We start from the raw sequence: 24705 nt of genomic DNA on the forward strand, positions 1-24705 counted from the left end.
AGTCGGCGCCGAACGTGACGCCAGCGTCACACTCGACAGCTCGAGGCGTCAACGCCCCCACGCCATCTGCCCGATAGGGTTGGATCTCGGGACACCCGCTGGGTCACCAGGCAGCACAGCGATCTAGGAGGTTGGGCGATGACTTCCTCTGACCCGGTCAACACCGATCACACCGGTTACGTTGACTTGGAGTCGCTGGCCGCGGACGCCAGCGCGGCCCGCGCGATCCAGGGCATGCAGGAAGCCGCCGCCACGCAGGATCGTCCGCAGCCCCCGATCGACCTCACCGCGGCCGCCTTCTTCGACGTCGACAACACGCTGGTGCAGGGCTCCTCGGCGGTGCATTTCGGTCGCGGGCTGGCCACCCGCAACTACTTCACCTATCGCGACGTGCTCGGATTCATCTACGCCCAGGCCAAGTTCCAGGTCCTCGGGAAGGAAAACAGCGACGACGTCGCCGCCGGCCGGCGCAAGGCTCTCGCCTTCATCGAGGGCCGATCGGTCGAGCAACTCGTCGCCCTCGGGGAGGAGATCTACGACGAGATCATCGCCGACAAGATCTGGCCCGGCACCCGCGAGCTGACCCAAATGCATCTGGACGCCGGCCAGCAGGTGTGGCTGATCACCGCCACGCCCTACGAACTCGCCGCGACCATTGCACGACGGCTCGGCCTGACCGGCGCGCTGGGCACGGTCGCGGAATCGGTTGACGGCGTCTTCACCGGCAGGCTGGTCGGCGACATCCTGCACGGCACCGGCAAGGCGCACGCGGTGCGGTCACTGGCAATTCGCGAGGGGCTCAACCTGAAACGCTGCACCGCCTACTCCGACAGCTACAACGATGTGCCCATGCTGTCGCTGGTGGGCACCGCGGTCGCCATCAATCCCGACGCCCGCCTGCGCGCGCTGGCCCGGGAACGCGGATGGGAGATTCGCGATTTCCGGACCGCCCGCAAAGCGGCCCGGATCGGGGTGCCGTCGGCGTTGGCGCTGGGCGCGGCCGGTGGTGCGCTGGCCGCGGTGGCCTCTCGACGGCAATCACGCTGATAAGCTGCGCCGCGCAGACACCTTCGAGCGGAGAGTACAGCGGCATGACAGTCCCCAAAGAAGCCGAAGGACTCATCGGCAGCCATTACCGCGCACCGGACTACTTCGAGGTCGGTCGCGAAAAGATCCGTGAGTTCGCCCTGGCGATCAAAGACGACCACCCGGCTCATTTCGACGAGAATGAATCCGCAGCGGCCGGGTACCCCTCGATGGTGGCGCCGCTGACGTTCCTCGCGATCGCAGGGCGCCGCGTGCAGCTGGAGATCTTCACCAAGTTCAGCATCCCCATCAACATCGCCAGGGTCATCCACCGCGACCAGAAGTTCAAGTTCCACCGCCCGATCCTGGCTCACGATAGGCTGTACTTCGACACCTACCTAGACTCGGTAATTGAGTCCCACGGCACCGTACTCGCGGAGATCCGGAGCGAAGTGACCGACGCCGATGGACAACCGATCGTCACCAGTGTCGTAACGATGTTGGGCGAATCCACAAACGAAGCCGAAGTTGCAGCAACCGCCGCGGCAGTTGCAACCATATCTGGAGGAAAGTTAGGGGCGTAGTCGATGTCTGCACAGGGGGAAACGGGAAGCACGCAGCTCAAGCCGCCGGTCGAGGCCGTGCGATCCCACTACGACAAGTCGAACGAGTTCTTCAAGCTGTGGCTTGACCCCTCGATGACGTACAGCTGCGGCTACTTCGACGAGAACCCAGACCCGCAGCATCTGACCAAGACGCTCGAAGAGGCCCAGTACGCGAAGCGCAAGCTCGCCCTGGACAAGCTCAACCTCGAGCCCGGCATGACACTGCTCGACATCGGCAGCGGCTGGGGCTCGACGATGCGGCACGCGGTGGCCGAGTACGACGTCAACGTGATCGGCTTGACGCTGAGCGAGAACCAGTACGCCCACTGCGTGGCCGAGTTCGACAAGATGGACAGCCCCCGCCGCAAAGAGGTGCGGATCCAGGGCTGGGAGGAATACGACGGCGGGCCGATCGACCGGATCGTGTCGCTGGGTGCATTCGAGCACTTTGCCGACGGCGCGGGTGACGCCGGGTACGAGCGTTATGCCACCTTCTTCAAGAAGTACTACGACCTGCTGCCCGACGACGGGCGCATGCTGCTGCACTCGATCGTGGTGCCCACCGCCGAGGAGGGCAAGGAACTCGGATTGCAGGTGAACATGACCCTGCTGCGCTTCATCAGTTTCATCCTGAAGGAGATCTACCCGGGCGGAAAGTTGCCCCAGATCGACCTGGTCGACAAATACGCGACCGACGCGGGTTTCAAGATCGAGCGCCACCACAAGATCGGTAAGAACTACGTGCCGACGCTGACCGCCTGGGGAGATGCGCTCGAGGCTCACAAGGATGAGGCGATCGCCCTCAAGGGGCAGGAGACCTACGACATCTACTTGAAGTACCTGCGGGGCTGCTCGGATCTGTTCCGCGATGGCTACACGAACGTCTGCCAGTTCACGATGGTCAAGTAGCCGTTTACGCGCCCCACAAGTCGACGTTGGGCGCTACGCGCGCCCGGCGCCCACGGTCAGCCGAAGAAGATGTTGCGACGCCCGGCGAGCAACCGGTACAGCGTCTGCTGGATGGTCTCTCGCACCTGATCGGTCAGCTCGAAGGTGACCATCGGGTCGTCGGCGTCGGAGGCCGCGTAGTCGTCGGTGTAAATCGGCTCACCAAATGCGATGTGCCACTTGGACGGCAGCGGCACCAGGCCCATCGGCCCCGCCAACGGAAACAGCGGCGTGATCGGGAAGTACGGCAGCCCGAACAGGCGTGCCAGCAGCTTGACGTCGGTCAGCATCGGGTAGATCTCTTCGGAACCGATGATCGAGCAGGGGATGATCGGCGCCTTGGTCCGCAGCGCGGCCGTGACGAATCCGCCGCGGCCGAACCGCTGCAGCCGGTAGCGGTCTTCGAAGCGCTTGCCCAGCCCCTTGTAGCCCTCGGGGAACACGGCGGTGAGCTCGCCGGCGGCGAGCAGCCGGTGCGCGTCCGTCGTGCAGGCCATGGTGTGGCCGGCCTTGCGGGCCGCTTCGCCCACCACGGGCAGGTCGAACACCATGTCGGCGGCGAGCAGCCGTAGCTCACGATGCGCGGGGTGCTCGTCGTGCACGGCCACCGACAGCATCAACCCGTCGAACGGCAGTACCCCGGCGTGATTGGCGACCACCAGAGCGGCGCCGTCGCCGGGCAGGTTCTCGATCCCGCTCACCTCGACCCGGAACCAGGACCGGAAGAACACCCGCAGCAACGGCCGGACGATCGCGCTGTTGAAGTGCGGATCGAAGCCGAACTCGTCGACGCTGTAGTCGCCGGTCAACCGCTGGCGGAGGAATCCGGCAACCGACGCGACGCGCTGCGCCAGCTCATTCAGCGGAGCCTCGGCGGACGGCGCCCCCGTCGCACGCCGGTGCTCGTCGATTTCGCGAACCACCGCGGCGAGCTGCTCGGCCGATGCGCGGCCGCGAGGATCGGCCAGTACCGAGGGGTGCTGGCGAGCTGACTCCGCCCGTTGATCGGCTCTCCGGCGCGCTGCTACCCGACCCCGATTAGTGTGCAGTGGAATGACATTCGCTCTGGTTTCACCCGCCACGATACCTACCTGACCCCACCCCACGGAATTGGATTTCGGCTACCCCAGCGCTGCGCTAGGGATATGGCGCGACCCTCCCAGGAGCGTACCCGATGCGGGTCGATTATGGGAGTCAGGCTTCGGCCGCGAACGTAGTCGTCGAAGGCCTCCGCCGTCGTCCATTTCGGCTGGTAGTCAAGTTCTGAGCGCATCCGGCTGATGTCCATGACGCGGCCGTAACTCAAATAATCAAACTGATCGCGACTGATCTCGTTGTAGCGGTTGGCGCGGCGCAACGAATCCAGGGCCCAGACGCCGAAACCCGGTACGGGCAAAGGGATCCGGCCGGCCCGACGGATCGCCTGCGACAGCATCATGATGCCGTCGGCGCCGATGTTGAACGTTCCCGCCTTGCCGGCCATCGCCGCGCGCTCCAGCGCGCCCAGGGCATCCTGCTCGTGCAGCAACTGCAGCCGGGCGTCGCGGCCGAACATCGTCGGCACCAAAGGCCCGGCGAGATAACGAGACAGCGTGGTGTCCATCGCCGGGCCGATCATGTTGGCCAGCCGCAAGATCGTCACGGCGATGTCGGGCCGGCGGCGCCCCAAGCCGCGCGCATAGGCTTCGATGTCGAGGCTGTCCTTGGCGAAACCGTCGCGGAAGGGTCGACGGCTGGTGCTGTCCTCGGTGAACATCACCGGATCGTGGGCGCTCGAGCCGTACACCTCCGACGTCGACTTGAGCACCACGCGGCGCACCGACGGCGCCTTTTGACAGGCCGCGAACAGCTGCATCGCGCCCATCACATTGATCTCTTTCAACGCCGCGGTGCCGCCGGAGCGCGGCGCGTACGAGGCGGCCGCCGCATGCACCACCGTGTCGACGTCGCCGTTTCGAATCACCTTGGCAATGAAGGGATTACGGATATCGGCGCGGACGAACTCGGCGCGTCCCATCCGGCGCAGCATGTCCTTGCTGGGGGCGATCGCGTCCACCGCGATGACCCCTTTGATCATCGGGTTCTGCGCGAGCCGAGCCGTCAGGTAGCCGCCCAGAAATCGGCAGGCACCGGTGACCAGCACGATTTTCGGGTAATGCGCCGCGTTGCCGGCGGTGTCGTCGGGCCCGGTGTTCTCCCCATTCGACGCATCCACCCGAACAGCCTAGCGGTCAGCGAGACGACCACACTATGGCGTTCGCGACCAGTTACAGCCTTTTTACGCTGGCCTTATGACGGCCTTATGAAGGCCGCAGCGGGGGTTACTTGCCGAGTTTTCTGCGCTGCACCCGGGTGCGACGCAGCAGCTTGCGGTGCTTCTTCTTCGACATACGCTTGCGCCGCTTCTTGATTACTGAACCCATGAACTCCGCTATCTGACCGAGATCTGCTTCAAAGATTGGACCCCGGACACTTTACCCAGCCGGACGCACCCAACGCCAAACCGGCGTCGCCTGATCGCCGCGCAACCGCGCAGCCAGGTGCCGCCCGCGAGCGGCCACCGGTTCAGGTCAGCCGGCGTCGAAGTACGACGTCTCCAGCATGTCGTGGACGGCCTTGGCGTGCACCCGGAAGGACCGTCCCACCCGCACCGCGGGTAGTTCGCCGTTGTGCACCAACCGGTAGACCGTCATTTTGGAGACCCGCATCAACGCCGCCACCTCGGCGACGGTGAGAAATTGCGTCCTGCCCTGCTGGGTATCGACGGAACTGGTGTCCCGCGCCTTACCTGCAGAATCTCGCGCTGATGGTCCGTTTGTAGACGTCATCGCAACCCAATCGTGTCAGGCACGCGCATGCCAGCGGCTTCCCCTCCGCTGGCACCCACACGTGCTTACAAGAGGAGAATAGCGGGACTGATGGGGTTACTGGTACTGGTGGGGGACAATCAGTTTAAAATTCTTGGATTACTCTGATGTAATTCTTAGCTGCTCAGAGCGCATTTTGGCGGCCTGAACCGCCGCGTCGACAGCGGCTCGCAGGCCGCCCCGTTCCAGCTCGCGCAGGGCGGCGGCGGTGGTGCCGCCGGGCGAGGTCACCGTCGCCCGCAGCTGCGTGGCGGTGGCGTCCACCCGCATCCCGGGCGCCTCGGCCTCGCCCATTCGGCGATCGGCCTCCATCCGTTCCAGCAGCATCGCCGCCGCGCCGGCCATCGTCTGCGCGGTCAGGTCGGCGGCCACCTCGCGGCTCAGACCCGCTGCCACGCCGGCGTCGACGAGGGCCTCGACCATCAGGAAGAAATACGCCGGGCCGGAGCCCGACAGCGCGGTGACGGCGTCCATGTGGCCCTCGGGAACGCTCAGCACCCCGCCGACGGAGTCGAACAGGGCCGAGACGCCCTCGAGCTGGGGCGGCGTGACGAACCTGCCCTTGGCCAGCGCCGTGACCCCCGCGCCGACGAGCGCCGCGGCGTTCGGCATGGCCCGCACCACCGGCGTTCCGGCCGGAAGTTTGGACTCGAAGTAGGTGATGGTGACGCCGGCCGCGACCGTGACGAACACCTGCTCGGCGGTATCGCTCTCGGCCGCGGCGGCCACCCGCGCGACCTCCGACATCACCGCCTCGACGTCGGCGGGCTTGACGGCGACCACGACGAACGACGCGTTTTCCACCGCCTCGGTCACCGAGGTGATCAGCACCGAATAGGTGTCGGCCAGATACTTGGCGCGCTCGGGAACCCGCTCGACCACCACCAGGTCTTTGACCTGCCGGCCCGCGCGCAGCAGACCCGACAGCAGTGCCTCCCCGATGCTGCCGCCGCCGATGATCGCGATTCTTGCCATGCCGGACAGCATCGCAGACACCGCCCGCTAGCGAGCGGCAGGGACCAATGCCAGCTGGCGGGCCTGCACCACCAGGCGCCCCAGGCTGTCGACGACGGTGTGGTCCTCGTCGAACCAGTCGTGTCCGATCTCGGTGCAGGTCGCGATGATGCGCAGCCAGCCGTCGGCGGGCAACCCCCGCAGGAAGGCGGTGAGCTGGATTGTGGGCGCCCAGCCGGTGCGATCCACGGCGAAGGTCACCGGCGCCGACAGATCGCCGCACATGAGCGCAAACAGCGCGTCCGGGGCCACGCCGCGGGGACGCGCCCACATCTGGATCACCGGAGGGTGCCCGTCGGAAGGTGCCTGCATCGTCGAGAGCACCGGCCGCACGTCGCAGCCCTCGCCGAGGTGCACCAGGCCGGCCAGCGGGTGCCCGGGGCCGATCGGCTCGAGGCCGTCGGGCGGTTCGGGTGCCATGAGATCCAGCACCGGGTTGGCCGACAGCAGCGGCTTGGCCGCACCGTCGGGAGGAAAGTGCTCCGGCTGGCCCAGGTTGACCACGGCGTGCACCGCGGTGCGGTCGCCCTGGGTGAGCTCGACGTCGACGACGCTGATCCGGCGGCCGCGCTTGCGGATCGACGTGACCAGCCGCATCGGCCCCGGATCCGGCGCCCACAGGAAGCTCGCCGACACCGCGACGGGCTGCTGGACCGGTTCGGTCCCCGACGACCCTCCGCCGCAGGCGGCGCGGGCGGCGTTGGCGCACAGCGCCAGCATCGCACCGCCGTGCACCTTGGGACCGATGGTCCAGCGCTTGTCGAGCTCTCCTTCGTAGACGCCTGAGCCGGTGTCCCGCAAGGACATTGCGGCGGTGAATAACGCGTTCATGGACTTTCGCGGGCCTCCGGAGTGATCAGCGCAGCAGATGCGTGCGGGCGAACTGCAGCGATTCGGCGAGCATGGCTTCGCGCTCATTGGCGGAACGCGCGCTGGACGTCGACACCTCCAGGATGACGTGCCCGGCGAACTGGCTGCCGGCCAGCATCTGGCACAGCTCGACGGTGGGCTGCGTGCCGCGCCCCGGCACCAGATGCTCGTCGGCGGGCAGCCCGTTGCCGTCGCACAGGTGCAGATGGATCAGCCCCGCTCCCATCCGCTGCGCCATGTCCAGCGAGTCGGTGCCCGCGGTCGCGGTGTGGGACAGGTCCAGCGTGTAGTGGGCGTGGTCGCCGTCGAGGGGGTCGTAGGAGGGCGCGAACGCCGAGATCGCCGGACCGGGGCCGCCGCCACGGCGGCGCATCCGTTCCAGCGACTGCCCAGCCCCGAAAAGCCGGTCCGCCCGGAACGGGAACATGTTCTCCACCGCGATCATCACGTCGCTCGACGCTTCCAGCGCCGCCACTTGCTCACTGAACCCCTCCGCGTAGCGCCGCTGCCAGCGGAACGGCGGGTGCACGACGACGGTCTGCGCCCCGAGCTGTTCGGCGACGCGCACGCTGCGGTCCAGCTTGGGGATCGGATTGGGACCCCACACCCGCTGCGAGATCAGCAGGCACGGTGCGTGCACGGACAACACCGGGACGCGATAGCGCCGGGACAGCTTCTTGACGGCCGCGACGTCCTGGCTCACCGACTCGGCCCACACCATCAGCTCGACGCCGTCGTAGCCCAGCCTGGCCGCGTATTCGAACGCGGCCTCCGCCCGTAACGGGTACACCGACGCCGTGGAAAGGCCGACTTTGAGGGCTGGACGCACTGTATGTGGGTGCCGCTAGCCCGACTGCAACGACAGCGCCAGGGGCCCCAGGGTGATCAGCGCACCCACCGCGACCGCGATCAACGTGCTGGCGATGTCCTCGGTTTTGCGAACCACCCGCACCCCGACCACCAGCCCAAGGATGACGAGCACCGACAGCACCAAGGCCACGATGCTGTTCCAGCGCCACAGTTGGTCGAAGGCCACGAATAACCCGCCGCCGAACGCGACGGCCAGGATCGACTGCAGCACAACGACACCGCCGTGCCACAGCGCCTCGAGCCTGCCCGGCGCCGGGTGAGCGTCGAAGCCCTGGACGTGCCCGTCGTCGCTGTCGAGGTGCTCGTGGTCGCCGAGCATTCCGGCGGTCAGCGCCCCCGCGCCCGCGGCACCGTCGTCATCCTCCGGCGAATCCGACGACTGCAGGTAGGACCGCACGTAGGCGGAGTCCTCCAGCGCGGGTTCGGCTTCGCGCACCTCGGAGTCCATCACGTCCACGGGGGTGTCGGCGTAATGGTCCATCGGGTCGGGACTCATGTCCTCGGCGCCGGAGGGCTCCCCGGGCTTGGCGGTCCCGTTGGCCAACGGCCGCGGGTAGGCGCTGCGCTCGGGGCCCGACACCCGCTTGGGCTGCGGCGGCGACTTGGGCCAGCGCTGCTCGGGCTCCGACCAGTAGGCGGGCCTGGCCTCGTCGTCGGTTACCCGCTCGGACGCGGCGGCATCATCTTCAGCGGCGGGCGGGGCGGGTTCGGCGACCTCGATCGTGTCGGTGGCGCCGTGTTCGGGTTCGTCGTCGTCACGGATCACCGGGATCTCGCCGGTCAGCTCGGCGACGGTCACCGCGTCGCTGTCGCCGCGGCGGCGACGGCGCCGGCGGGTGACCGCCGGGGCGCCGATGGTTCCGTTTCTGGCCAGCAATTCGGCAACCGAGATCGGCCGAGTGCCGGGGCTCTCGGTCTCGGAGTGCGGTCCGGTCATGGTTTGTCGCCTCTCGATCGGTTCTGATTCCGATCAACTACCTGACCTCCAGCATTACGCACGGACGGCCCCATGAGGGCGGTTCCGTCGGCTTCGCTGTCGAGTTTGCGCAAGATGAGACCTTCCCGTAATGCCCACGGGCAAATATCCACCGATTCAATCGACAGCGCTCGCATGCTTGCCTCCGCCACCAGCGCACCCGCGACAATCTGCGGTGCGCGCTCGGCGCTCACTCCTTCCAGTTCCGCCCGGTCAGCGGTCGTCATCCTAGAGATGAAAGATATGAGTTGCCTGAGGCCGTTGGCCGTAAGCGTCCTCTTGACCCGCGGCCCGGCGCCCGACGGGGCCGCGCCGGTGAGCCGCGCCAGCGAGCGAAAAGTCTTCGACGACGCGACCGTCAGGTCGGGACTGCCGGGTTCGAGGATCTTCGCGCCGGCCTCCGAGAGTTCGGCGTCCAGCCAATCCCGCAGCATCGCCACCCGGCGCCGCCCGGGCGGATCCTCGGGCAGCCATTCGCGGGTCAGCCGGCCGGCGCCCAGCGGCAGCGACATCGCGACCTCGGGCTCCTCGTCCTGGCCGCTGGACATCTCCAGCGAGCCGCCACCGATGTCGAGGTTGATGATCCGGCCGGCGCTCCACCCGTACCAGCGGCGCACCGCCAGGAAGGTCAACCGCGACTCGTCGACCCCGGTCAGCACCCGCAACTCGACGCCGGTCTCTTTGCGCACCCGGCTCAGCACGTCGTCGGAGTTCCCGGCCTCCCGGACCGCCGAGGTGGCGAAGGCCATCAGCTCCTCGCAGCCCGAACTGTCGGCGATCTTGGCGAATTCGTCGATCGTGGAGATCAGCTTCTCGGCACCACGTTTGGTGATCTTGCCGGCGCTGTCGGTGGCCTCGGCCAACCGCAGCGTGGCCTTCGTCGAACTCATCGGCGTCGGATGGCCGCCCCGGTGGGCATCGACCACCAGCAGATGCACCGTGTTGCTACCCACGTCGAGAACGCCCAATCGCACGTAGACAACCTAACGGGGCGCCGATGGCTGGGTTCTGCGCGACCCGGTCAAGCCGGCGTGATCACGGTCATACGGGCCGCGAGTGTCAGCGGCTCAGCAGGGCCGAAGTGTGGTCTAACGTGGACTCCGTGGCGAATTCGCACCCAGAACCGGGACGGCCCGGACAAGAGGTCGAACTGGATTTCGCCCGCGAATGGGTGGAGTTCTACGACCCCGACAACCCCGAGCACCTGATCGCCGCCGACCTGACCTGGCTGCTCTCACGGTGGACCTGTGTGTTCGGCACTCCGGCCTGCCAGGGCACGGTGGCGGGCCGCCCGGACGACGGGTGTTGCTCGCACGGTGCGTTCTTGTCCGACGACGACGACCGCGCCCGCCTGGACGACGCGGTGAAAAAGCTCACCGACGCCGACTGGCAGTTTCGCGAAAAAGGCTTGGGCCGCAAGGGATATCTGGAGCTCGACGAACATGAAGGCCAACCGCAATACCGGACCCGCAGGCACAAGGATGCGTGCATTTTCCTGAACCGGCCCGGTTTCGCGGGCGGCGTCGGCTGCGCGCTGCACAGCAAGGCCCTCAACCTCGGCGTGCCGCCGCTGACCATGAAACCAGATGTCTGCTGGCAGTTGCCGATCCGGCGCAGCCAGGAGTGGGTGACCCGGCCCGACGGCACCGAGATCCTCAAGACCTGGGTCACCGAATACGACCGCCGCGGCTGGGGTTCCGGTGGCGCCGACCTGCACTGGTACTGCACCGGCGATCCGGCCGCTCATGTCGGTGCCAAGCAGGTGTGGGAAAGCCTGGCCGACGAACTCACCGAGCTGCTGGGCAGCAAGGCCTACGCGGAGCTGGCCGCAATGTGCAAGCGCCGCAACAAGTTAGGACTTATCGCGGTCCACCCGGCGACCCGCATCGCCGAGTAGGCCGTTAGGTCGCTTGAGTCTTGTTGTACGACAAGATCATTCGCTGTGCGCTGGCGTTCAGGTAGTCCTCGACCGCGGCGGCGGCCGCGGCCTCCTCGCCGGCCAGCACAGCGTCGGTGATCGCAGTCAGACCGGCCACCACGGACGCGGCGTCGTCATAAGCGGCGGTCAGCTCGTGCTCGCGGCCGCCGAAGGCGTGCTCGACCCAGCGGTACAGCAACCCCAGTGCGCGGTTGCGGCTGTGGTGGATGAGGACCCGGAAGTAGGCGAGGTCGGCGGCCTGGCGCGTTTGGGCGCTGTCGGCGTCGCGGACGGCGGCCAACGCGGCACGCAGCGGCTCGGTACTCTCGGGCCCGCCGCGTTGCGCCGCGAGCCGGCCGATCAGCGGGCCGAGGGCGGCCCGGATCTCGAACAGCTCCACCAGGAACTCGGGCCCCAGCTTGCGGACCAGCGCCTCGACCACCGCCGGGTGGGTGAGCGCCTGCGGGTCCGCGACCACGTTGCCGCTGCCGTGCCGGGCTTCGATCAGACCCATCTGCTGCAGCCGGGCCAGACCCTGCCGTAGCGATGTGCGGTTGACACCGAGCTGTTCGGCGAGTTCGCGCTCGGGTGGCAAGGCCGAGCCCGGCGGAAATGCGCCGTCGAGGATGGCGTCGGCGATCGACGCGGCGATCTGTTCATCGACACGTTGGCGATCGGGCGGACGCAGCGGACTTGACTGGTTCATTGGCTCAACCAATATAGTGGACGCACCCACGAAAGGTGAACCATGGACGGCGACACGCGCGCGGCGGCGATGCCGCGCTGGCGCGGCAAGCCCGGACGGCTGGAAGTCTGGTACGCCACTCTGTCGAATGCGGCGACGCACGCCGGGCTGTGGCTGCACTGCGAGACGGTGGCCCCGCTCACCGGCGCCGACGGTGCCTACGCGCACGGCTGGGCCACCTGGTTCGCCCCCGACGGTCCGCCCCGCACCGAGCGGTTCGGGCCCGTGCCCACCGACCCGGCGACCGGGCCATGGTGGTTCGACGCCGACGGCGTACGGGTGGGCGACAAACAGTTCAGCGGAGGCGCCGGGTCACTGGCCTGGGATCTGTCCTGGACGGACACCGGCGCACCGCTCTGGACGTTTCCCCGCACGGCCTGGAACCGCGAGCTGTTGCCGGGTGCCCAAGTCGTCATCGCCCCCACCGCCGACTTCACCGGTTCGCTGACCATCGCCGGCACCGCATTCCCGATCGATGGCTGGCGCGGCGCCGTCGCCCACATCTACGGGCACGGCAACGCCGAACGCTGGGGATGGGTCCATGCCGACCTTGGCAACGGCGACGTCCTCGAGGCCGTCGCCGCGGTTTCGCATAAGCCCGGGCTGCGCAGGCTGGCACCGATGGCGTTCGTTCGGTTTCGGATCGACGGAAAGGATTGGCCCACAAGCCCGTTGCCGTCGCTGCGGATGCGCACGACGCTCGACGTGGCGCACTGGCAGCTGGAAGGACGCATCGGCGGTCGCCGGGTGCTGATCCGGATCGACCAGCCGACCGAGAAGTGCGTGAGCCTGCAATACACCGATCCCGACGGCGGCCGGGCGGTGTGCACCAACACCGAACAGGCCGACGTCCACATCGAGATCGACGACCGGCAATGGTCGGTGCTGGGCACCGGGCATGCCGAAGTGGGCCTGCGCGGCCGCGCGGCACCCGATGTCAACGAAAGGATTCCGACGTGAGCTTTCTGCTCGACCCACCACTGCTGTTCGCCTCCGGCGTGCTCATCGAGCGGCGGTTGCCCGCCGACCGTCGCGATGTCGCCGAGGCCGCCACCCTGGGCGTCTTCTTCGGCGGATCATTCGGGCTGTACAACAACGTCCCCGGGCTAGGAGTGCTGTGGCGGCCCTTCCGCGCCCGCAATGGCCGCGACTTCATGTGGAACAGCGGGGTTTTCCGTCTGAATACCGCGAAAGCGGACTGGCCTCTGCACGCCGCGGCGGGCGCCATCTTCGCCACCTATCCGTTCTTCATCAAGTTGGGCCGTCGGCTCGCGCGGCTGATATGAGTCTGGTCGCCGAGCGGGCCAGGGCGTCGTTGACGTCCTTCGGGACCGCGCTGCTCCCCGAGGAGTACGGCGGCCCGCCCGCGCCCGAGCTGGCGGATCGCGTCGAGCGCTACCTGCGCCGGCTGCCGACCGCATCGCGGGTGGCCATGCGCGCCGGGTTGCTCACGCTGGCCGCGGCGAGCTACGTCACCACCGGCCGGTCACTGTCGCGGCTCGGACCCGACCGGCGCGAGCAGGTGCTGCGGCGGGTCGCCGCGCTGAGCCCGGACGTCGGTGCGGCCGTCGAGGCCATGAAGGCGATCGTGCTGCTCGCCAATGGCGCGGAAACCTATGCGCCGGAACTGCTTTCGCATGCCATGAAGCAGGAGACGGCCCGCCCCGACGCGGTGTTGAATCTCGCCTCCTCGGCGGATCACCGCTCCGTCGTCACCGCCGACGCGGTGATCGTGGGGTCCGGCGCCGGCGGCGCGATGGTGGCCCGCAGCCTGGCGCGGGCCGGACTGGACGTCGTCGTGCTCGAAGAGGGGCGCCGGTGGACGGTCGAGGAATTCCGCACCACCCATCCGATCGATCGCTATGCCGGGTTGTACCGCGGCGCCGGGGCCACCGTCGCCCTGGGACGCCCCTCGGTGGTGTTGCCCATCGGCCGGGCGGTCGGTGGCACCACGGTGGTGAACTCCGGCACCTGCTACCGCCCGCCGCCGGCCGTGCAGCGGCGCTGGCACGACGAATTCGGGCTGGCGCTGGCCGATCCCGACCGGCTGTCCGAACGCCTCGACGACGTCGAACACACCCTGCGGGTCGCCCCGGTGCCGCTGGAGGTGATGGGCCACAACGGACGGCTGCTGCTGGACGCCGCCGCGGCGCTGGGTTGGGCCGCGGCGCCCATTCCGCGCAACGCGCCGGGCTGCGAAGGCTGTTGCCAGTGCGCAATCGGCTGCCCCCGCAATGCCAAGTTCGGCGTGCACCTCAACGCGCTGCCCCAGGCGTGCGCGGCGGGCGCACGGATCATCTCGCACGCTCGCGTCGAACGGGTGCTGCACCGCGGCGGGCGCGCGCGCGGGGTGCGCGCCCGCCGCCCCGACGGCACGGCGCTGGACGTCCTTGCCGACACGGTCATCGTGGCGGCCGGTGCCACCGAGACGCCGGGGCTGTTGCGGCGCAGCGGCTTTGGCGCTCATCCGCGGCTCGGGCGCAACCTGGCACTGCATCCGGCCACGATGCTCGCCGGGTGCTTCGAGGACGATGTCGTCGCCTGGCACGGGGTGCTGCAGAGCGCCGCGGTGCACGAGCTTCACGAATCACATGGCGTGCTCATCGAAGCGACTTCCACCCCGCCGGGGATGGGCTCGATGGTGTTTCCGGGCTACGGTGCCGAGCTGCTCGGCTGGCTGGGCCGGGCGGAGCGGGTGGCGACGTTCGGCGCCATGGTGGCCGATCGCGGTGTCGGGTCGGTTTCCACGGTGCGCGGCGAGACGCTGGTGCGTTACCACATCGCCCCCGCCGACGTCGCCAAGCTCGTCGTTGCTATCGAGGCCATGGGCCGGCTGTTGTTCGCCGCGGGGGCGACCGAGGTACTCACCGGGTTACCCGGCGCGAGCACGGTGACGTCGCTGCCCGCCCTGCAGGATGCGTTGCGGCGCAGCGACCCGAGAAGCTTGCACCTGGCCGCTTTCCACCCGACGGGCACGGCGGCCGCCGGCGCCGACGATCAGCTCTGCCCGGTCGATGAGACCGGGCGGCTACGCGGTGTGGACGGGGTGTGGATCGCCGATGCCTCGATCCTGCCGAGCTGCCCGGAGGTCAACCCGCAGGTGTCGATCATGGCGCTGGCGTTGGGCGTTGCCGACGAGGTTGTCGGCGCCCGATAGGCGCTAGCCTTCGAGCTTGTAGCCCAGCCCCCGCACGGTCACCAGGTGGACCGGGTTGGCCGGATCGGCTTCGATCTTGGACCGCAACCGCTTGACGTGGACGTCGAGCGTCTTGGTATCGCCGACGTAATCGGCGCCCCACACCCGGTCGATCAACTGCCCGCGGGTCAGCACCCGGCCGCTGTTGCGCATCAGGTACTCAAGCAGGTCGAATTCCTTGAGCGGCAAGGTAATCGCGTCGCCGTTGACCGAAACGACGTGGCGTTCGACGTCCATCCGTACCGGTCCGGACTCGAGCACACCGTCGCTGATCTCGGAGTCGTCGTCACCGCCGCGGCGCAGCACCGCGCGGATCCGGGCGATCAGCTCGCGCGCCGAATACGGCTTGGTCACATAGTCGTCGGCGCCGAGCTCTAAGCCGACGACCTTGTCGATCTCGCTGTCCCGCGCGGTCACCATGATCACCGGCACGCTGGAACGCGCACGCAGCTGCTTGCACACATCGGTCCCCGACATGCCCGGCAGCATCAGATCGAGCAACACGATGTCGGCGCCGGCACGATCGAACTCGGCCAGCGCGGCCTGTCCATCGGTCACGACCGTGGCCTCGAAGCCCTCCTTGCGCAGCAGGAACGCCAGCGGATCGGCCAGCGACTCCTCGTCCTCCACGATCAGCACACTCGTCATGCGCGCCACTCCTTCTCATCGCGACGCTCTGCAGCGTCGTTAGCGCGGGTCATCGACTTAGTTCTTCCTCTCGTTGGGAGCGGTTGGGTCGTACCTCGCGGACCTGTGGTTGCTCGGATTCGCCCTCGTCTCGATCGGACGGCATGGCCGCCGGAATGGAAAGGGTGAATGTCGATCCGGTTCCCGGCTTGCTCCACACGCCGATCGTTCCGTTGTGGTTAGCCGCGACGTGCTTGACGATGGCCAGGCCCAGGCCGCTGCCACCGGTGGCGCGTGAGCGGGCCTTGTCGCCCCGGAAGAAACGCTCGAAAACCCGCTCCTGGTCTTCCAGGGCGATCCCGATCCCGCGATCCGTGACGGCGATCTCGACGTTCTCGCCCCGACGGCGACGGCTGATCGTCACCGGCGAAACCGGCGGCGAATAGGCGATCGCATTGGACACCAGGTTGGCTAGCGCGGTGATCAACAGCGTTTCGTCGCCCAGCACCCGCAAACCGCTGGGGGCGTCGGTACGGACCTCGATGTTGGCGTTGTCGGCTGCCACCTTGTGGCGCGAAATCGCTTCGCTCACAACCCTGTCGACGTCGACCTCAATGACGTCGGGCAGCGGTTCGGCGCCCTGCAGCCGGGACAGCTCGATCAGCTCGGCGACCATGTCCCCCAGGCGGTTGGCTTCGACGAGCACCTTCTCGGCGAACCGCCGCACGGTTTCGGAGTCGTCGGCCGAAGCCAGCAGGGCCTCGGCGAGCAGGGCCATGGCACCCACCGGGGTCTTGAGCTCGTGGCTGACGTTGGCGACGAAGTCGCGCCTGGTCGCTTCCATCCGCGCATAGTCGGACTGGTCGTGGGCGAAGACCACGGCGAACCGGCGGTCTTCTTCGCTGAGCAACCGGGCCTGCCCGTGCACCGATAGCCCGGACCGGCCGGCCGCCCGTTTCGCCGGCTGCAGGTCGAATTCGACGTCGACACCGGTCAGCGCCTGCTGCGCCGCCTCCCACGCCTGGTCATCGAGCTGGCGGTCGCGCACCAGGCCCAGCTCCTTGGCCCGGTCATTGAGGTAGACGACGTCGCGATGGACGTCCACCACCGCCGCGCCCACCGGCATCAGCGCCACGATGCATTCCAGCATCTGCCCGATGGTGATCCCGGTCCATTCGGTGCTCACCCGCTGGCGGCGCTGCACCGCGCGCGGGGACAGCCGGGCCCCGACCGCCACACCTGCGGCCAGTGCCAGCAACGACACCACCCCGGCCAGCAACAGGGCCGAGAACACAGTCACATAGCAAATCCTACAAATCTTCCTGAACGCTGCCCTAGCAGAACGCGGCCAAAATCGGACAAGTCACACCCTGCGTCACAGGTGTTCCGCTCCCGTTCACGTGATGTTTGGCTAACGGGAGGCTTTCGCGGACCAATTCGCGCTTGCGCGCAAACATCACCCGCGCCCCTGGCCGGCAACCGCGGCGGCACCTGCGGCGGCCGCCTCGGGGTCCAGATAGGTACCGCCGGGCACCGCCGGCCGCAGGTCGGCGGCCAGGTCGTAGCGCAGCGGGACGCCGGTCGGAATGTTCAATCCCACGATGTCGTCGTCGGACATCTGGTCGAGGTGCTTGACCAGGGCCCGCAGCGAGTTGCCGTGCGCGACGATCAGCACCGTCTTGCCGGCGCGCAGGTCTGGAACGATGACGTCGGTGAAATACGGCAGGAAGCGAACGACCACGTCGGCGAGGCACTCGGTCAGCGGCCCGCCGCCGATGTCGGCGTACCGCGGATCGGCGTCCTGGCTGTAGGTGCTGCCCTTCTCGATCGGCGGGGGCGGCGTGTCGTAGCTGCGTCGCCAGGCCATGAACTGCTCGTCGCCGTAGCGCGCCTTGGTCTCGGCCTTATCCAGGCCCTGCAGCGCCCCGTAGTGACGTTCGTTGAGCCGCCAGGTGCGCCGCACCGGAATCCAGAGCCGGTCCGCGGCGTCCAGCGCCAGGTGCGCGGTGGAGATGGCCCGGCGCAGCAGCGACGTGTACAGCACGTCGGGCAACAAATCGTGTTCGGCCAGCAGCTCGCCGCTGCGCACCGCCTCGGTGCGGCCCTTGTCGGTCAGCCCGACATCCACCCAGCCGGTAAACAGGTTCAGCGAGTTCCATTCGCTTTCGCCGTGGCGAAGCAGCACCAGCGTGGCAGAGTCACCCATGCCGGTCAGTCTCTCACGCACTCATTGAGTCACGCCGAGCGTAACCGCACTGCGAGATTCGCCTCGGATTTTCGCAGTGCGGTTACGATCGTGGGCTATTCAGCGGTCGTCGTCGTCTCCGTCGTCGTCGATCAGATGCGCGAAGGCCTGCAGGTTCTTCAGCGACTCGCCGCGCGACACCCGCCACTCCCACTCTTTTTGAATCGACGAGCGAAAACCCAACTCCAGCAACGTATTAAAGTCCGAGTCCACCGCTTCGAGCACCTGCCCGAGCACCCGGTCGATCTCGTCAGCGTCGACCGACGGCAGCGACATGCGGCCCACCAGGTAGATGTCGCCGACGTTGTCCAGCGTGTAGGCAACGCCGTAGAGGCGACGATTGCGCCTGAGCAGGAACCGGTAGACACCCTGGTGGTTCTCGTCCGGCTTGCGGCACACGAACGCCTCGACGCGCACCGAATGCTCACCGATGCTCAAGATGGTGTTGGTCTTGAGCTTGCGCTCACCCGGCAGTTCCACCACCAAGCCGGACAGACCGCCATGTGCGCCATCGTGTTTCGAGTAGTTCAGCCCGCTGGCCTGCAGGGTATCCTCGATCACCCGCGTCACCGCTGAAGTCAAGCGCCGCTCCTCAGCATCGCTTCGCTCTGCATCGTCACCGGCGGAAGTCAAGCGCCCACCTCACGACGCTCGGCCGTGTACTCGCGGATCGCACGGCGATAGCTGGCCAGCAGCGCATCGGTGGTGTGATCCCAGGAGAAGGTGGCCGCGTGGGCGGCGGCCGCGCGGCCCATCTCCTCGGCCCGCGGCGCGGGCCGGCGCAGCAAACCGTGCAGGGCGGCCGCCCACCGATCGACGTCGTGCCCGGCCACCAGCGTCCCGGTGGCGCCGTCACGCACGGCCACCGGCAGCCCGCCGACCGCGGCCGCCGCCACCGGGGTGCCGCAGGCCTGCGCCTCGAGGGCGACCAGGCCGAACGACTCCGAATAGCTCGGCACCGCAACCACATTCGCAGCCTGGAACAACGTGGCCAGATTCGGTCGGGACTGCGGGGGCAGAAAGGTCACGCGCCCGGTGATGCCGAGCTCGTCGGCCAGCAGAGCCAATCCGTCCGGAGAAGCCAGGCCGCTGCCCGAGGGCCCACCCGCCACGACGATGCGCACCCCCGGCAATTTCGCGGCGGCACGCAACACGATGTCGGGCGCCTTCAGCGGCTGGATCCGGCCGACGAACGCCACGATGTCTTCGTCGAGCGGCAGGCCCAGCGCCGCGCGGGCGGCCCGGCGGTCGCCGGGGCGGAAGACGTCGAGGTCCACTCCGGGATGGACGACGTCGATCCTCGCGGGGTCGGCGTGGTGAATCGAGATCAGTTGCTCGGCCTCATCGTCGGTGTTGACGATCAACCGGTCCGCCTCGTCGACAACCTGCTGCTCCCCCACCGTGCGCAGCGGGGGCTCGGGCGAGTCTCCCTCGGCCAGGGCCGCATTCTTGACCGCGGCGAGGGTGTGCGCGGTGTGCACGAGCGGCACCGCCCAGCGGTCGCGCGCCAGCCAGCCAACCTGCCCGGACAGCCAATAGTGCGAGTGCACGATGTCGTAGTAGCCCGGCTCGTGCGATGCCTCGGCGCGCAGCACCCCGGCCGCGAAGGCGCACAGCTGGGTGGGCAGGTCGTATTTGTCCAGCCCTTCGAACGGCCCCGCCACCACGTTGCGGACCAGCACACCGGGCGCCACTCGCGCGACCGGCGGGTCGGCGGACGCGGTCGCCCGCGTGAAGATCTCCACCTCGATGCCGCGCCGCGCCAGGTGCAGCGCGGTCTGCAGCACGTACACATTCATGCCGCCCGCGTCGCCGGTACCGGGCTGGGCCAGTGGGGAGGTGTGCACCGCCAACACTGCGACCCGGCGCGGTTCATTCAGCCGGAAAACGTCATCGTGCCGCACTCTGTCATCTTTACAGGACGGTTCGCCGCCCAGCGCAGGCGTGCCGGACACGAGTCGAGTCAGGCTGACGACTCGTCCGGGGCGACATCGAGCACCCGGGTGTCCAGCGCCCCGGCCCGGCGCATCGCGCCCAGCGGGTCGGCATACAGCGCGGCCAGCGACACGGTCCCCGCGCCGGCCTCCTGGACCCGGTTGCCGAAGGCGGTGAGGCGGATGTCGCGCGGCCCCAGCACCGAGCGTGCGGCGAACGCCGCCTGGACCTGCTCCATCGCCTCGGGGTATTCGGTGAAAGCCTGGCCGCCGACCACCAGTTCGTCGGGGTTGAGCATGTCGCGCAGCAACGCCACCGCCTCACCGAGCACCCGGCCCCGCTCGGCGAGCAGACCCTTGGCCTCCTGGTTGCCTGCTCGGGCCACCCGCAACAGGTCGGCGATCCCGGTGGCGGGCCCGTTGGCGCGGTTTGCGGGGGCAAACGGCAGGATGCGCTGCTGGCGGGCGACGCCCACCACGGCTTCGTCGCTGACGGTGGATTCCAGCTGTCCGGTGCCGCCGAGCAGCTCGGAGTGGGCGGGCAGGCTCGCGATCGTGCCCGGGCCGCTGGACGGGCAGTGCACCCGCCCGCCGATCACCAGCGCGTAGCCCACGGTCTCGCGGGCGTAGACGTACAAACTGGTCGGCGAGCTGGGCAGGAATCGCCGCATGCCCAGGAGCAGCTCGGCTCCGGCCATGGCGTCCACGTGCGAGGCCACCGACACCGGCAGGCCCAGTGCGTCGGCCAGCACCTGTCCGACCGGCGCCTGCCGCCAGCCCAGTCGCGGGTGGTCCACCTGGCCGGTGGCGCCGTCGACGGAGCCACCGATGGCAACCCCGACCCACAGCGACCGCCGCCGATGCCAGCGCCGCAGGTAGCGGCGGGCGCTGTCGGCCAGCGACACGAGCGCGGGCCCGGCCGGGTTGCGCGGCGTCGGGGTCTCGACGGTGTCGAGGGTGCGGCCGAACAGGTCGGTGGCCACGATGCTGGTGGTGCGCGCACCGATGTGGATGCCCAGCGTCACGAACGGCTCGTGGTTGACCTCCACCGGCACGCGCGGGCGGCCGATCGCGCCGGAGACGGCCAAGTCGGCGCGCTCCCGCAGCAGGCCGGCTTCCAGCAGGGCGATGACCTGACGGTTGACCGTCGCGATGCTCAGCGAGGTGACGCCGGCAATGACGTCACGACCGACGGGTCCGCGCAGCCGGACGGCCCGAAAGACGGCGGCCGCCGCGGAGTCGGGGATTTGCAACGCCGGCGGCACGATCTGTCGGCGCACCGAGCGGTGACCGTTTTGACCGGGCGAATAGCCGACGACGCGACCGGGCGGAAGATGGGTAGGGGTGAGGATATTGGTGCGCACGGGCGTCCTTTGTCCGATTTTTGCTGGCCGGCTTGGCCACACCTGGCATGGGGTCAGGGGCGGCAAAGTGCGCAGCAACAACACGCACCCGCCGCGCACAGACACGCGGCGGTGGTGATGTTGGACAGGGCGCTGTGAAGCACACGGAAAATTTAGCACGTTCACTAAGGTTGTTTCGATGGTTAAAACTGGCAGGAATGAACGCGTCGCGGTAATCACGGGGGCCAGCTCGGGAATCGGCGCGGCAACCGCCCGGACCCTGGCCGCACAGGGGTTTCATGTCGTCGCGGTGGCGCGCCGGGCGGACCGGATTCACGCCCTGGCCGAGGAGATCGGCGGGACCGCGATTGTGGCCGATGTCACAGACGATGCCGCCGTCGATGCGCTGGCGGGCGAGTTGAGCCGCGTCGACGTGTTGGTCAACAACGCCGGCGGCGCCCGCGGACTGGAGCCCATCGCCGATGCCGACCTCGAGCACTGGCGGTGGATGTGGGAGACCAACGTGATCGGCACGCTGCGGGTCACCCGCGCGTTGCTGCCCAAGCTGGTCGATTCCGGCGACGGGCTGATCATCACCGTCACTTCCGTTGCGGCACTTGAGGTTTACGACGGTGGCGCCGGCTATACGGCGGCCAAACACGGCCAGGGGGCGCTGCACCGCACGCTGCGCGGCGAGCTATTGGGCAAGCCGGTGCGGCTGACCGAGATCGCCCCGGGGGCCGTCGAAACGGAATTCTCGCTGGTGCGCTTCGACGGCGACCAACAACGCGCGGACGCCGTCTACACCGGCATCACCCCGTTGGTACCGGAAGATGTGGCCGAAGTGATCGGGTTCGTCGCGTCGCGCCCGGCCCACGTCGACTTGGACCTGATCGTGATGAAGCCGCGCGACCAGGCGTCGGCCAGCCGATTTAACCGCCGGGGGTAGCCGGACCCGTGGTGGCGCGCGTCGTCGTGGTCGGGGTGCCCGACAGGGTCGGCGCGTTGGACGGCGTGACCGGCGCGGTGACCGGGATCTGCGTCGACGGCGGGTGCGCGGTGGGCGGCGGCAAGGCCGACATGGCCACCCAGGTGTCCCAGTCCACGGCCCAGTCCCAGATGTCGCCGTCGGAGTAGGACAACTGGATCGAACTCCCGGTCACTTCGACCGGGTCGCCGTAGATCGCCGTCTGGTAGTACTGCTCGGCGTCGCTCGTCGACAGGTTGATACAGCCGTTGGTGACGTTGGTGTTGCCCTGCGCGCCGGCGCTCGCCGGGTTGGCGTGGATGAACTCGCCGTTGTTGGAGATCCGCACCGCCCAGCGTTCGTGGATGTGGTTGTAGCCGGCCGCCGGGTTGGACATGTAGAAGTCGGCGTACTTCTCGCTGACCACGTGGATGCCGTTGCGGGTGACGTTGCGCGCCTTGTCGGCTTCGCCGTAGCTGCACGGGAAGTCCATGATGACGCCCTCGTCGCGGATCACCCGGATGCGGTGCGACGAGACTTCGGCCTGCACCACCTGCCGGCGACCGATCTGGATGTTCAGCGAGATGTCCTCGGCGCCGTACGCGCTGTCGCCGAACGGCAGGCCGTACAGCTTCGCATCGACGCTGACCGTGGTGCCCGCGGGGTAGTACTCGCGGGTGCGCCAGTGCGCGCGGGCGCCGGCCGCCTCGTCGGGCAGCCAGGCCCAACTGCCCTCGACGGGCGGATTCGTGGTGACGGTGAGCGCTTTTTCGACGGCGGCCTTGTCGGCGATCGGGGCGTCGAACTGCAGGATGATCGGCGCCGCGACCCCGACGGTCTGGCCGTCGGCCAGCTGGAACGCCCCGCCGATCTTCTTGCTGGGCGACACCGTGGTGAACTTGCCCGCGACGGGGACCGCCTTGCCGTCGTGCCCGACGGCCGAGCCGCTCCACGTGTAGGTCGTGTCGTAGCCCAGCGGTTCGGAGGTCGTGTAGACGGTCCGGTCCTGGTTGAACGTGCCCGCGACGGCCTTGCCCGACGAATTGGACAGCGTGACGTGCTGCAGCCAGCCGTCGCTCACCTCGACGCTGACCGGGGTGATCGGCACCACGTGCTGGGTGGCATCGGCGGGCTGGTACTTGAGCTGCAGCGCCGGCTGCTCTTTTTTCTCGGCTTGTTTTGCGGATGTGCCACCGCATGCGGCCAATGCATTGGGGGCGAACACGCCGAGCCCGAGGGTCGCCAGAGCCACGCGCCGGTTGAACGGCCTCGGGGCAGGGGGCGGGCTCACAAAAATCAAAGATACCGGGGAAAATCGGCCGGCCCGGCCGCGACAAACGGGGGTCCGGCACGGGTCGGCAATTTTTCCAGCTACAGCCTGCATCCCAGCAGGACGGGCTCGGGGGTCAGTGTGACACCAAACACAGCCCGAACGCCGTCGCGGATGAGGCGGGCTAGTGCGATCACGTCTTCGGCGCTGGCGCCGCCGCGGTTGGTCAGCGCCAACGCGTGCTTGGTGGACAGCCGGCAGGGCTCTTCGCGCCCGCCCGGGCCCGGCTCCGGGTAGCCCTTGCCGAAGCCCGCCCGCTCCACCAGCCAGCCGGCGGCCAGCTTGACGCCGTCGGGAGCCGGGTAGTTCGGGACGGGCCCGTCGACGGTCGCGGCCAACCGCTCGTAGACGTCCGGGGCGACGACCGGGTTGGTGAAGAACGAACCGACGCTCCAGGTGTCGTGATCGGCCGGATCGAGCACCATGCCCTTGCGGGCCCGCAGGCCCAGCACCGCGTCACGAACCACCTGCGGGTCGGCGCGCTCGCCGCTGGCCACGTTCAACGCGGCCGCCAGCTCCCCGTAGCGCAGCGGCGCGCTGCGCCCCGATGCATCCAGCGCGAACTCCACTTCCACTACGACAGAAGGGATTTCGAACCCACTGGCACCGCTACGTTTGAACACGCTGGTGCGGTAGCCGAAGCCCAGCTCGCTGCCCGGCACCCAGCGCACCTCGCCGCTGCCTCGATCCAGCACCCGGACCCGAGTGATGGTGTCGGAGACTTCCGCGCCGTAGGCCCCGACGTTCTGCACCGGGGTGGCCCCGGCCGAGCCGGGAATGCCGGACAGGCATTCCAGCCCGCCGAGCCCATGCTCGATGGCCCTGACCACGACGTCGTCCCACACCGCACCCGCCTGGGCGCGGACCACGTTGCCGTCGACGGCGATGCCGTCGTTGGCCAGCCGCACGGCCGTCAGGTCCGCGCACGTATCGGAGATCACCAGGTTGGAGCCGCCGGCGAACACCAGCACCGGGTCACGGTGTCCGCCACGGGTTTCGGCGTCCAGGTGCCGCAGCGTGGCGACCACCTGGTCGCTATTCGTGCAGGTGACGAGGCGCCGTGCGATCGGTCCGATCCGCAAGGTCGTCAGCGGCGCCAGTGGCACCGATTCGGCCACCGACGCACCGGCGAACACCGAATCGGCACCGCTGGATTTCATGGCCCGTAACGGTAGCCTGACCTGCTATGCCGCGTTCATTCGACTTGTCGGCCGACTACGACGG

At 68.5% G+C, this 24705-nt stretch carries 26 protein-coding genes; 8 read left to right on the top strand and 18 right to left on the bottom strand.

Annotation, left to right across the window (positions count from 1 at the left end; all coding sequences use genetic code 11):
* Window positions 1-138: 138 nt before the first annotated feature.
* From Q0W90_RS12720 to Q0W90_RS12730, 3 genes are read left to right on the top strand one after another with little or no spacing between them, the layout of a single operon-like run.
* Window positions 139-1047 (top strand): HAD family phosphatase, encoded by a 909-nt coding sequence (locus Q0W90_RS12720; protein WP_297594181.1) that lies wholly within the window; start codon window positions 139-141, stop codon window positions 1045-1047.
* Window positions 1048-1091: 44 nt separating this feature from the next.
* Window positions 1092-1610 carry a MaoC family dehydratase N-terminal domain-containing protein gene (locus tag Q0W90_RS12725; protein WP_297594187.1) on the top strand — a complete coding sequence of 173 codons (519 nt, stop codon included), beginning with the start codon at window positions 1092-1094 and terminating at the stop codon, window positions 1608-1610.
* Window positions 1611-1613: 3 nt separating this feature from the next.
* Entirely contained in the window at window positions 1614-2540 is a 927-nt protein-coding gene (locus Q0W90_RS12730; RefSeq protein ID WP_297774766.1) for a cyclopropane mycolic acid synthase family methyltransferase, read from the top strand.
* 56 nt (window positions 2541-2596) lie between these two features.
* Here the strand turns inward: Q0W90_RS12730 and Q0W90_RS12735 are convergent, their stop codons facing one another.
* The 9 genes from Q0W90_RS12735 to Q0W90_RS12775 form a co-directional block, all read right to left on the bottom strand.
* On the bottom strand, window positions 2597-3685 hold the full coding sequence (locus Q0W90_RS12735) for a lysophospholipid acyltransferase family protein (RefSeq protein ID WP_297594191.1): 1089 nt from the start codon (window positions 3683-3685) through the stop codon (window positions 2597-2599).
* Window positions 3667-4794 carry an SDR family oxidoreductase gene (locus tag Q0W90_RS12740; RefSeq protein ID WP_297594193.1) on the bottom strand — a complete coding sequence of 376 codons (1128 nt, stop codon included), beginning with the start codon at window positions 4792-4794 and terminating at the stop codon, window positions 3667-3669. Before Q0W90_RS12740 ends, Q0W90_RS12735 begins: the two co-directional genes overlap by 19 nt.
* Before the next feature lie 106 nt (window positions 4795-4900).
* The gene (locus Q0W90_RS12745) at window positions 4901-5002 is read right to left on the bottom strand and encodes an AURKAIP1/COX24 domain-containing protein (RefSeq protein ID WP_003402602.1); all 102 of its coding nucleotides are present in this window, start codon (window positions 5000-5002) and stop codon (window positions 4901-4903) included.
* A gap of 147 nt (window positions 5003-5149) precedes the next feature.
* On the bottom strand, window positions 5150-5407 hold the full coding sequence (locus Q0W90_RS12750) for a cell division/environmental response transcriptional regulator (protein WP_297594198.1): 258 nt from the start codon (window positions 5405-5407) through the stop codon (window positions 5150-5152).
* 138 nt (window positions 5408-5545) lie between these two features.
* Window positions 5546-6421: a pyrroline-5-carboxylate reductase gene (gene proC / locus Q0W90_RS12755; protein ID WP_297594200.1), complete on the bottom strand. Its 876-nt coding sequence runs from the start codon at window positions 6419-6421 to the stop codon at window positions 5546-5548.
* 27 nt (window positions 6422-6448) lie between these two features.
* Window positions 6449-7291, bottom strand: a complete 843-nt coding sequence (locus Q0W90_RS12760) for a thioesterase family protein (RefSeq protein ID WP_297594202.1) — start codon at window positions 7289-7291, stop codon at window positions 6449-6451.
* A 25-nt stretch (window positions 7292-7316) separates the two neighbouring features.
* A complete protein-coding gene (locus Q0W90_RS12765) occupies window positions 7317-8159 on the bottom strand; it encodes a sugar phosphate isomerase/epimerase (RefSeq protein ID WP_297594204.1) in 843 nt (280 codons plus the stop codon).
* 15 nt (window positions 8160-8174) lie between these two features.
* Window positions 8175-9137 carry a hypothetical protein gene (locus tag Q0W90_RS12770; RefSeq protein WP_297594206.1) on the bottom strand — a complete coding sequence of 321 codons (963 nt, stop codon included), beginning with the start codon at window positions 9135-9137 and terminating at the stop codon, window positions 8175-8177.
* Window positions 9134-10150, bottom strand: a complete 1017-nt coding sequence (locus tag Q0W90_RS12775) for a Ppx/GppA phosphatase family protein (protein ID WP_297697703.1) — start codon at window positions 10148-10150, stop codon at window positions 9134-9136. Before Q0W90_RS12775 ends, Q0W90_RS12770 begins: the two co-directional genes overlap by 4 nt.
* A 119-nt stretch (window positions 10151-10269) precedes the next feature.
* On the opposite strand from Q0W90_RS12775, the gene Q0W90_RS12780 reads away from it, so the two are divergent.
* Window positions 10270-11073 carry a hypothetical protein gene (locus Q0W90_RS12780; RefSeq protein ID WP_297774770.1) on the top strand — a complete coding sequence of 268 codons (804 nt, stop codon included), beginning with the start codon at window positions 10270-10272 and terminating at the stop codon, window positions 11071-11073.
* Between the two features lie 4 nt (window positions 11074-11077).
* Here Q0W90_RS12780 and Q0W90_RS12785 read toward each other — a convergent pair whose 3' ends face one another.
* On the bottom strand, window positions 11078-11800 hold the full coding sequence (locus Q0W90_RS12785) for a GntR family transcriptional regulator (protein WP_297594212.1): 723 nt from the start codon (window positions 11798-11800) through the stop codon (window positions 11078-11080).
* Window positions 11801-11842: 42 nt separating this feature from the next.
* Here Q0W90_RS12785 and Q0W90_RS12790 point away from each other — a divergent pair, with 42 nt between their 5' ends.
* Genes Q0W90_RS12790 through Q0W90_RS12800 form a run of 3 tightly spaced genes read left to right on the top strand, consistent with a single transcriptional unit; the run spans window position 11843 to window position 14996 of the window.
* Window positions 11843-12799 (top strand): hypothetical protein, encoded by a 957-nt coding sequence (locus Q0W90_RS12790; RefSeq protein ID WP_297697707.1) that lies wholly within the window; start codon window positions 11843-11845, stop codon window positions 12797-12799.
* Window positions 12796-13125, top strand: a complete 330-nt coding sequence (locus Q0W90_RS12795; RefSeq protein WP_297594216.1) for a hypothetical protein — start codon at window positions 12796-12798, stop codon at window positions 13123-13125. Before Q0W90_RS12790 ends, Q0W90_RS12795 begins: the two co-directional genes overlap by 4 nt.
* Entirely contained in the window at window positions 13122-14996 is a 1875-nt protein-coding gene (locus tag Q0W90_RS12800; RefSeq protein ID WP_297697709.1) for a GMC family oxidoreductase, read from the top strand. The genes Q0W90_RS12795 and Q0W90_RS12800 overlap by 4 nt, the downstream gene beginning before the upstream one ends.
* Before the next feature lie 3 nt (window positions 14997-14999).
* On the opposite strand, the gene regX is transcribed toward Q0W90_RS12800, so the two are convergent.
* The 6 genes from regX to Q0W90_RS12830 form a co-directional block, all read right to left on the bottom strand.
* Entirely contained in the window at window positions 15000-15683 is a 684-nt protein-coding gene (gene regX / locus Q0W90_RS12805; RefSeq protein WP_297774773.1) for a two-component sensory transduction protein RegX, read from the bottom strand.
* 49 nt (window positions 15684-15732) lie between these two features.
* Window positions 15733-16962: an ATP-binding protein gene (locus Q0W90_RS12810; protein WP_297697711.1), complete on the bottom strand. Its 1230-nt coding sequence runs from the start codon at window positions 16960-16962 to the stop codon at window positions 15733-15735.
* 156 nt (window positions 16963-17118) lie between these two features.
* A complete protein-coding gene (locus tag Q0W90_RS12815) occupies window positions 17119-17868 on the bottom strand; it encodes a phosphoglyceromutase (protein WP_297594224.1) in 750 nt (249 codons plus the stop codon).
* A 99-nt stretch (window positions 17869-17967) separates the two neighbouring features.
* Window positions 17968-18489 (bottom strand): YbjN domain-containing protein, encoded by a 522-nt coding sequence (locus Q0W90_RS12820; RefSeq protein ID WP_297594226.1) that lies wholly within the window; start codon window positions 18487-18489, stop codon window positions 17968-17970.
* A 47-nt stretch (window positions 18490-18536) separates the two neighbouring features.
* Complete coding sequence (gene mshA, locus Q0W90_RS12825) at window positions 18537-19844, bottom strand: D-inositol-3-phosphate glycosyltransferase (RefSeq protein WP_297594244.1); 1308 nt, start codon at window positions 19842-19844, stop codon at window positions 18537-18539.
* Window positions 19845-19870: 26 nt separating this feature from the next.
* The gene (locus Q0W90_RS12830; RefSeq protein ID WP_297774798.1) at window positions 19871-21121 is read right to left on the bottom strand and encodes an ROK family protein; all 1251 of its coding nucleotides are present in this window, start codon (window positions 21119-21121) and stop codon (window positions 19871-19873) included.
* Between the two features lie 262 nt (window positions 21122-21383).
* Here Q0W90_RS12830 and Q0W90_RS12835 point away from each other — a divergent pair, with 262 nt between their 5' ends.
* Window positions 21384-22133 (top strand): SDR family oxidoreductase, encoded by a 750-nt coding sequence (locus tag Q0W90_RS12835; protein WP_297594228.1) that lies wholly within the window; start codon window positions 21384-21386, stop codon window positions 22131-22133.
* Here Q0W90_RS12835 and Q0W90_RS12840 read toward each other — a convergent pair.
* Entirely contained in the window at window positions 22117-23451 is a 1335-nt protein-coding gene (locus tag Q0W90_RS12840; protein ID WP_297594230.1) for an Ig-like domain-containing protein, read from the bottom strand. The two genes, Q0W90_RS12835 and Q0W90_RS12840, sit on opposite strands and share 17 nt — an antisense overlap.
* Before the next feature lie 71 nt (window positions 23452-23522).
* Window positions 23523-24641, bottom strand: a complete 1119-nt coding sequence (locus Q0W90_RS12845) for a UDP-N-acetylmuramate dehydrogenase (protein WP_297697715.1) — start codon at window positions 24639-24641, stop codon at window positions 23523-23525.
* Between the last annotated feature and the right edge of the window lie 64 nt (window positions 24642-24705).

This window comes from Mycobacterium sp. (genome assembly GCF_025933915.1).
Lineage (GTDB): Bacteria > Actinomycetota > Actinomycetes > Mycobacteriales > Mycobacteriaceae > Mycobacterium.

Excerpts from the sequence above, each read along its gene's own strand:
- Q0W90_RS12785 (WP_297594212.1), bottom strand. The coding sequence starts at position 11,800 with ATGAACCAGTCAAGTCCGCTGCGTCCGCCCGATCGCCAACGTGTCGAT.
- Q0W90_RS12720 (WP_297594181.1), top strand. The coding sequence starts at position 139 with ATGACTTCCTCTGACCCGGTCAACACCGATCACACCGGTTACGTTGAC.
- Q0W90_RS12745 (WP_003402602.1), bottom strand. The coding sequence starts at position 5,002 with ATGGGTTCAGTAATCAAGAAGCGGCGCAAGCGTATGTCGAAGAAGAAG.
- Q0W90_RS12770 (WP_297594206.1), bottom strand. The coding sequence starts at position 9,137 with ATGACCGGACCGCACTCCGAGACCGAGAGCCCCGGCACTCGGCCGATC.
- Q0W90_RS12790 (WP_297697707.1), top strand. The coding sequence starts at position 11,843 with ATGGACGGCGACACGCGCGCGGCGGCGATGCCGCGCTGGCGCGGCAAG.
- Q0W90_RS12815 (WP_297594224.1), bottom strand. The coding sequence starts at position 17,868 with ATGGGTGACTCTGCCACGCTGGTGCTGCTTCGCCACGGCGAAAGCGAA.
- proC (WP_297594200.1), bottom strand. The coding sequence starts at position 6,421 with ATGGCAAGAATCGCGATCATCGGCGGCGGCAGCATCGGGGAGGCACTG.
- Q0W90_RS12760 (WP_297594202.1), bottom strand. The coding sequence starts at position 7,291 with ATGAACGCGTTATTCACCGCCGCAATGTCCTTGCGGGACACCGGCTCA.
- Q0W90_RS12835 (WP_297594228.1), top strand. The coding sequence starts at position 21,384 with ATGGTTAAAACTGGCAGGAATGAACGCGTCGCGGTAATCACGGGGGCC.
- Q0W90_RS12725 (WP_297594187.1), top strand. The coding sequence starts at position 1,092 with ATGACAGTCCCCAAAGAAGCCGAAGGACTCATCGGCAGCCATTACCGC.
- Q0W90_RS12845 (WP_297697715.1), bottom strand. The coding sequence starts at position 24,641 with ATGAAATCCAGCGGTGCCGATTCGGTGTTCGCCGGTGCGTCGGTGGCC.
- Q0W90_RS12750 (WP_297594198.1), bottom strand. The coding sequence starts at position 5,407 with ATGACGTCTACAAACGGACCATCAGCGCGAGATTCTGCAGGTAAGGCG.
- regX (WP_297774773.1), bottom strand. The coding sequence starts at position 15,683 with ATGACGAGTGTGCTGATCGTGGAGGACGAGGAGTCGCTGGCCGATCCG.
- Q0W90_RS12800 (WP_297697709.1), top strand. The coding sequence starts at position 13,122 with ATGAGTCTGGTCGCCGAGCGGGCCAGGGCGTCGTTGACGTCCTTCGGG.
- Q0W90_RS12730 (WP_297774766.1), top strand. The coding sequence starts at position 1,614 with ATGTCTGCACAGGGGGAAACGGGAAGCACGCAGCTCAAGCCGCCGGTC.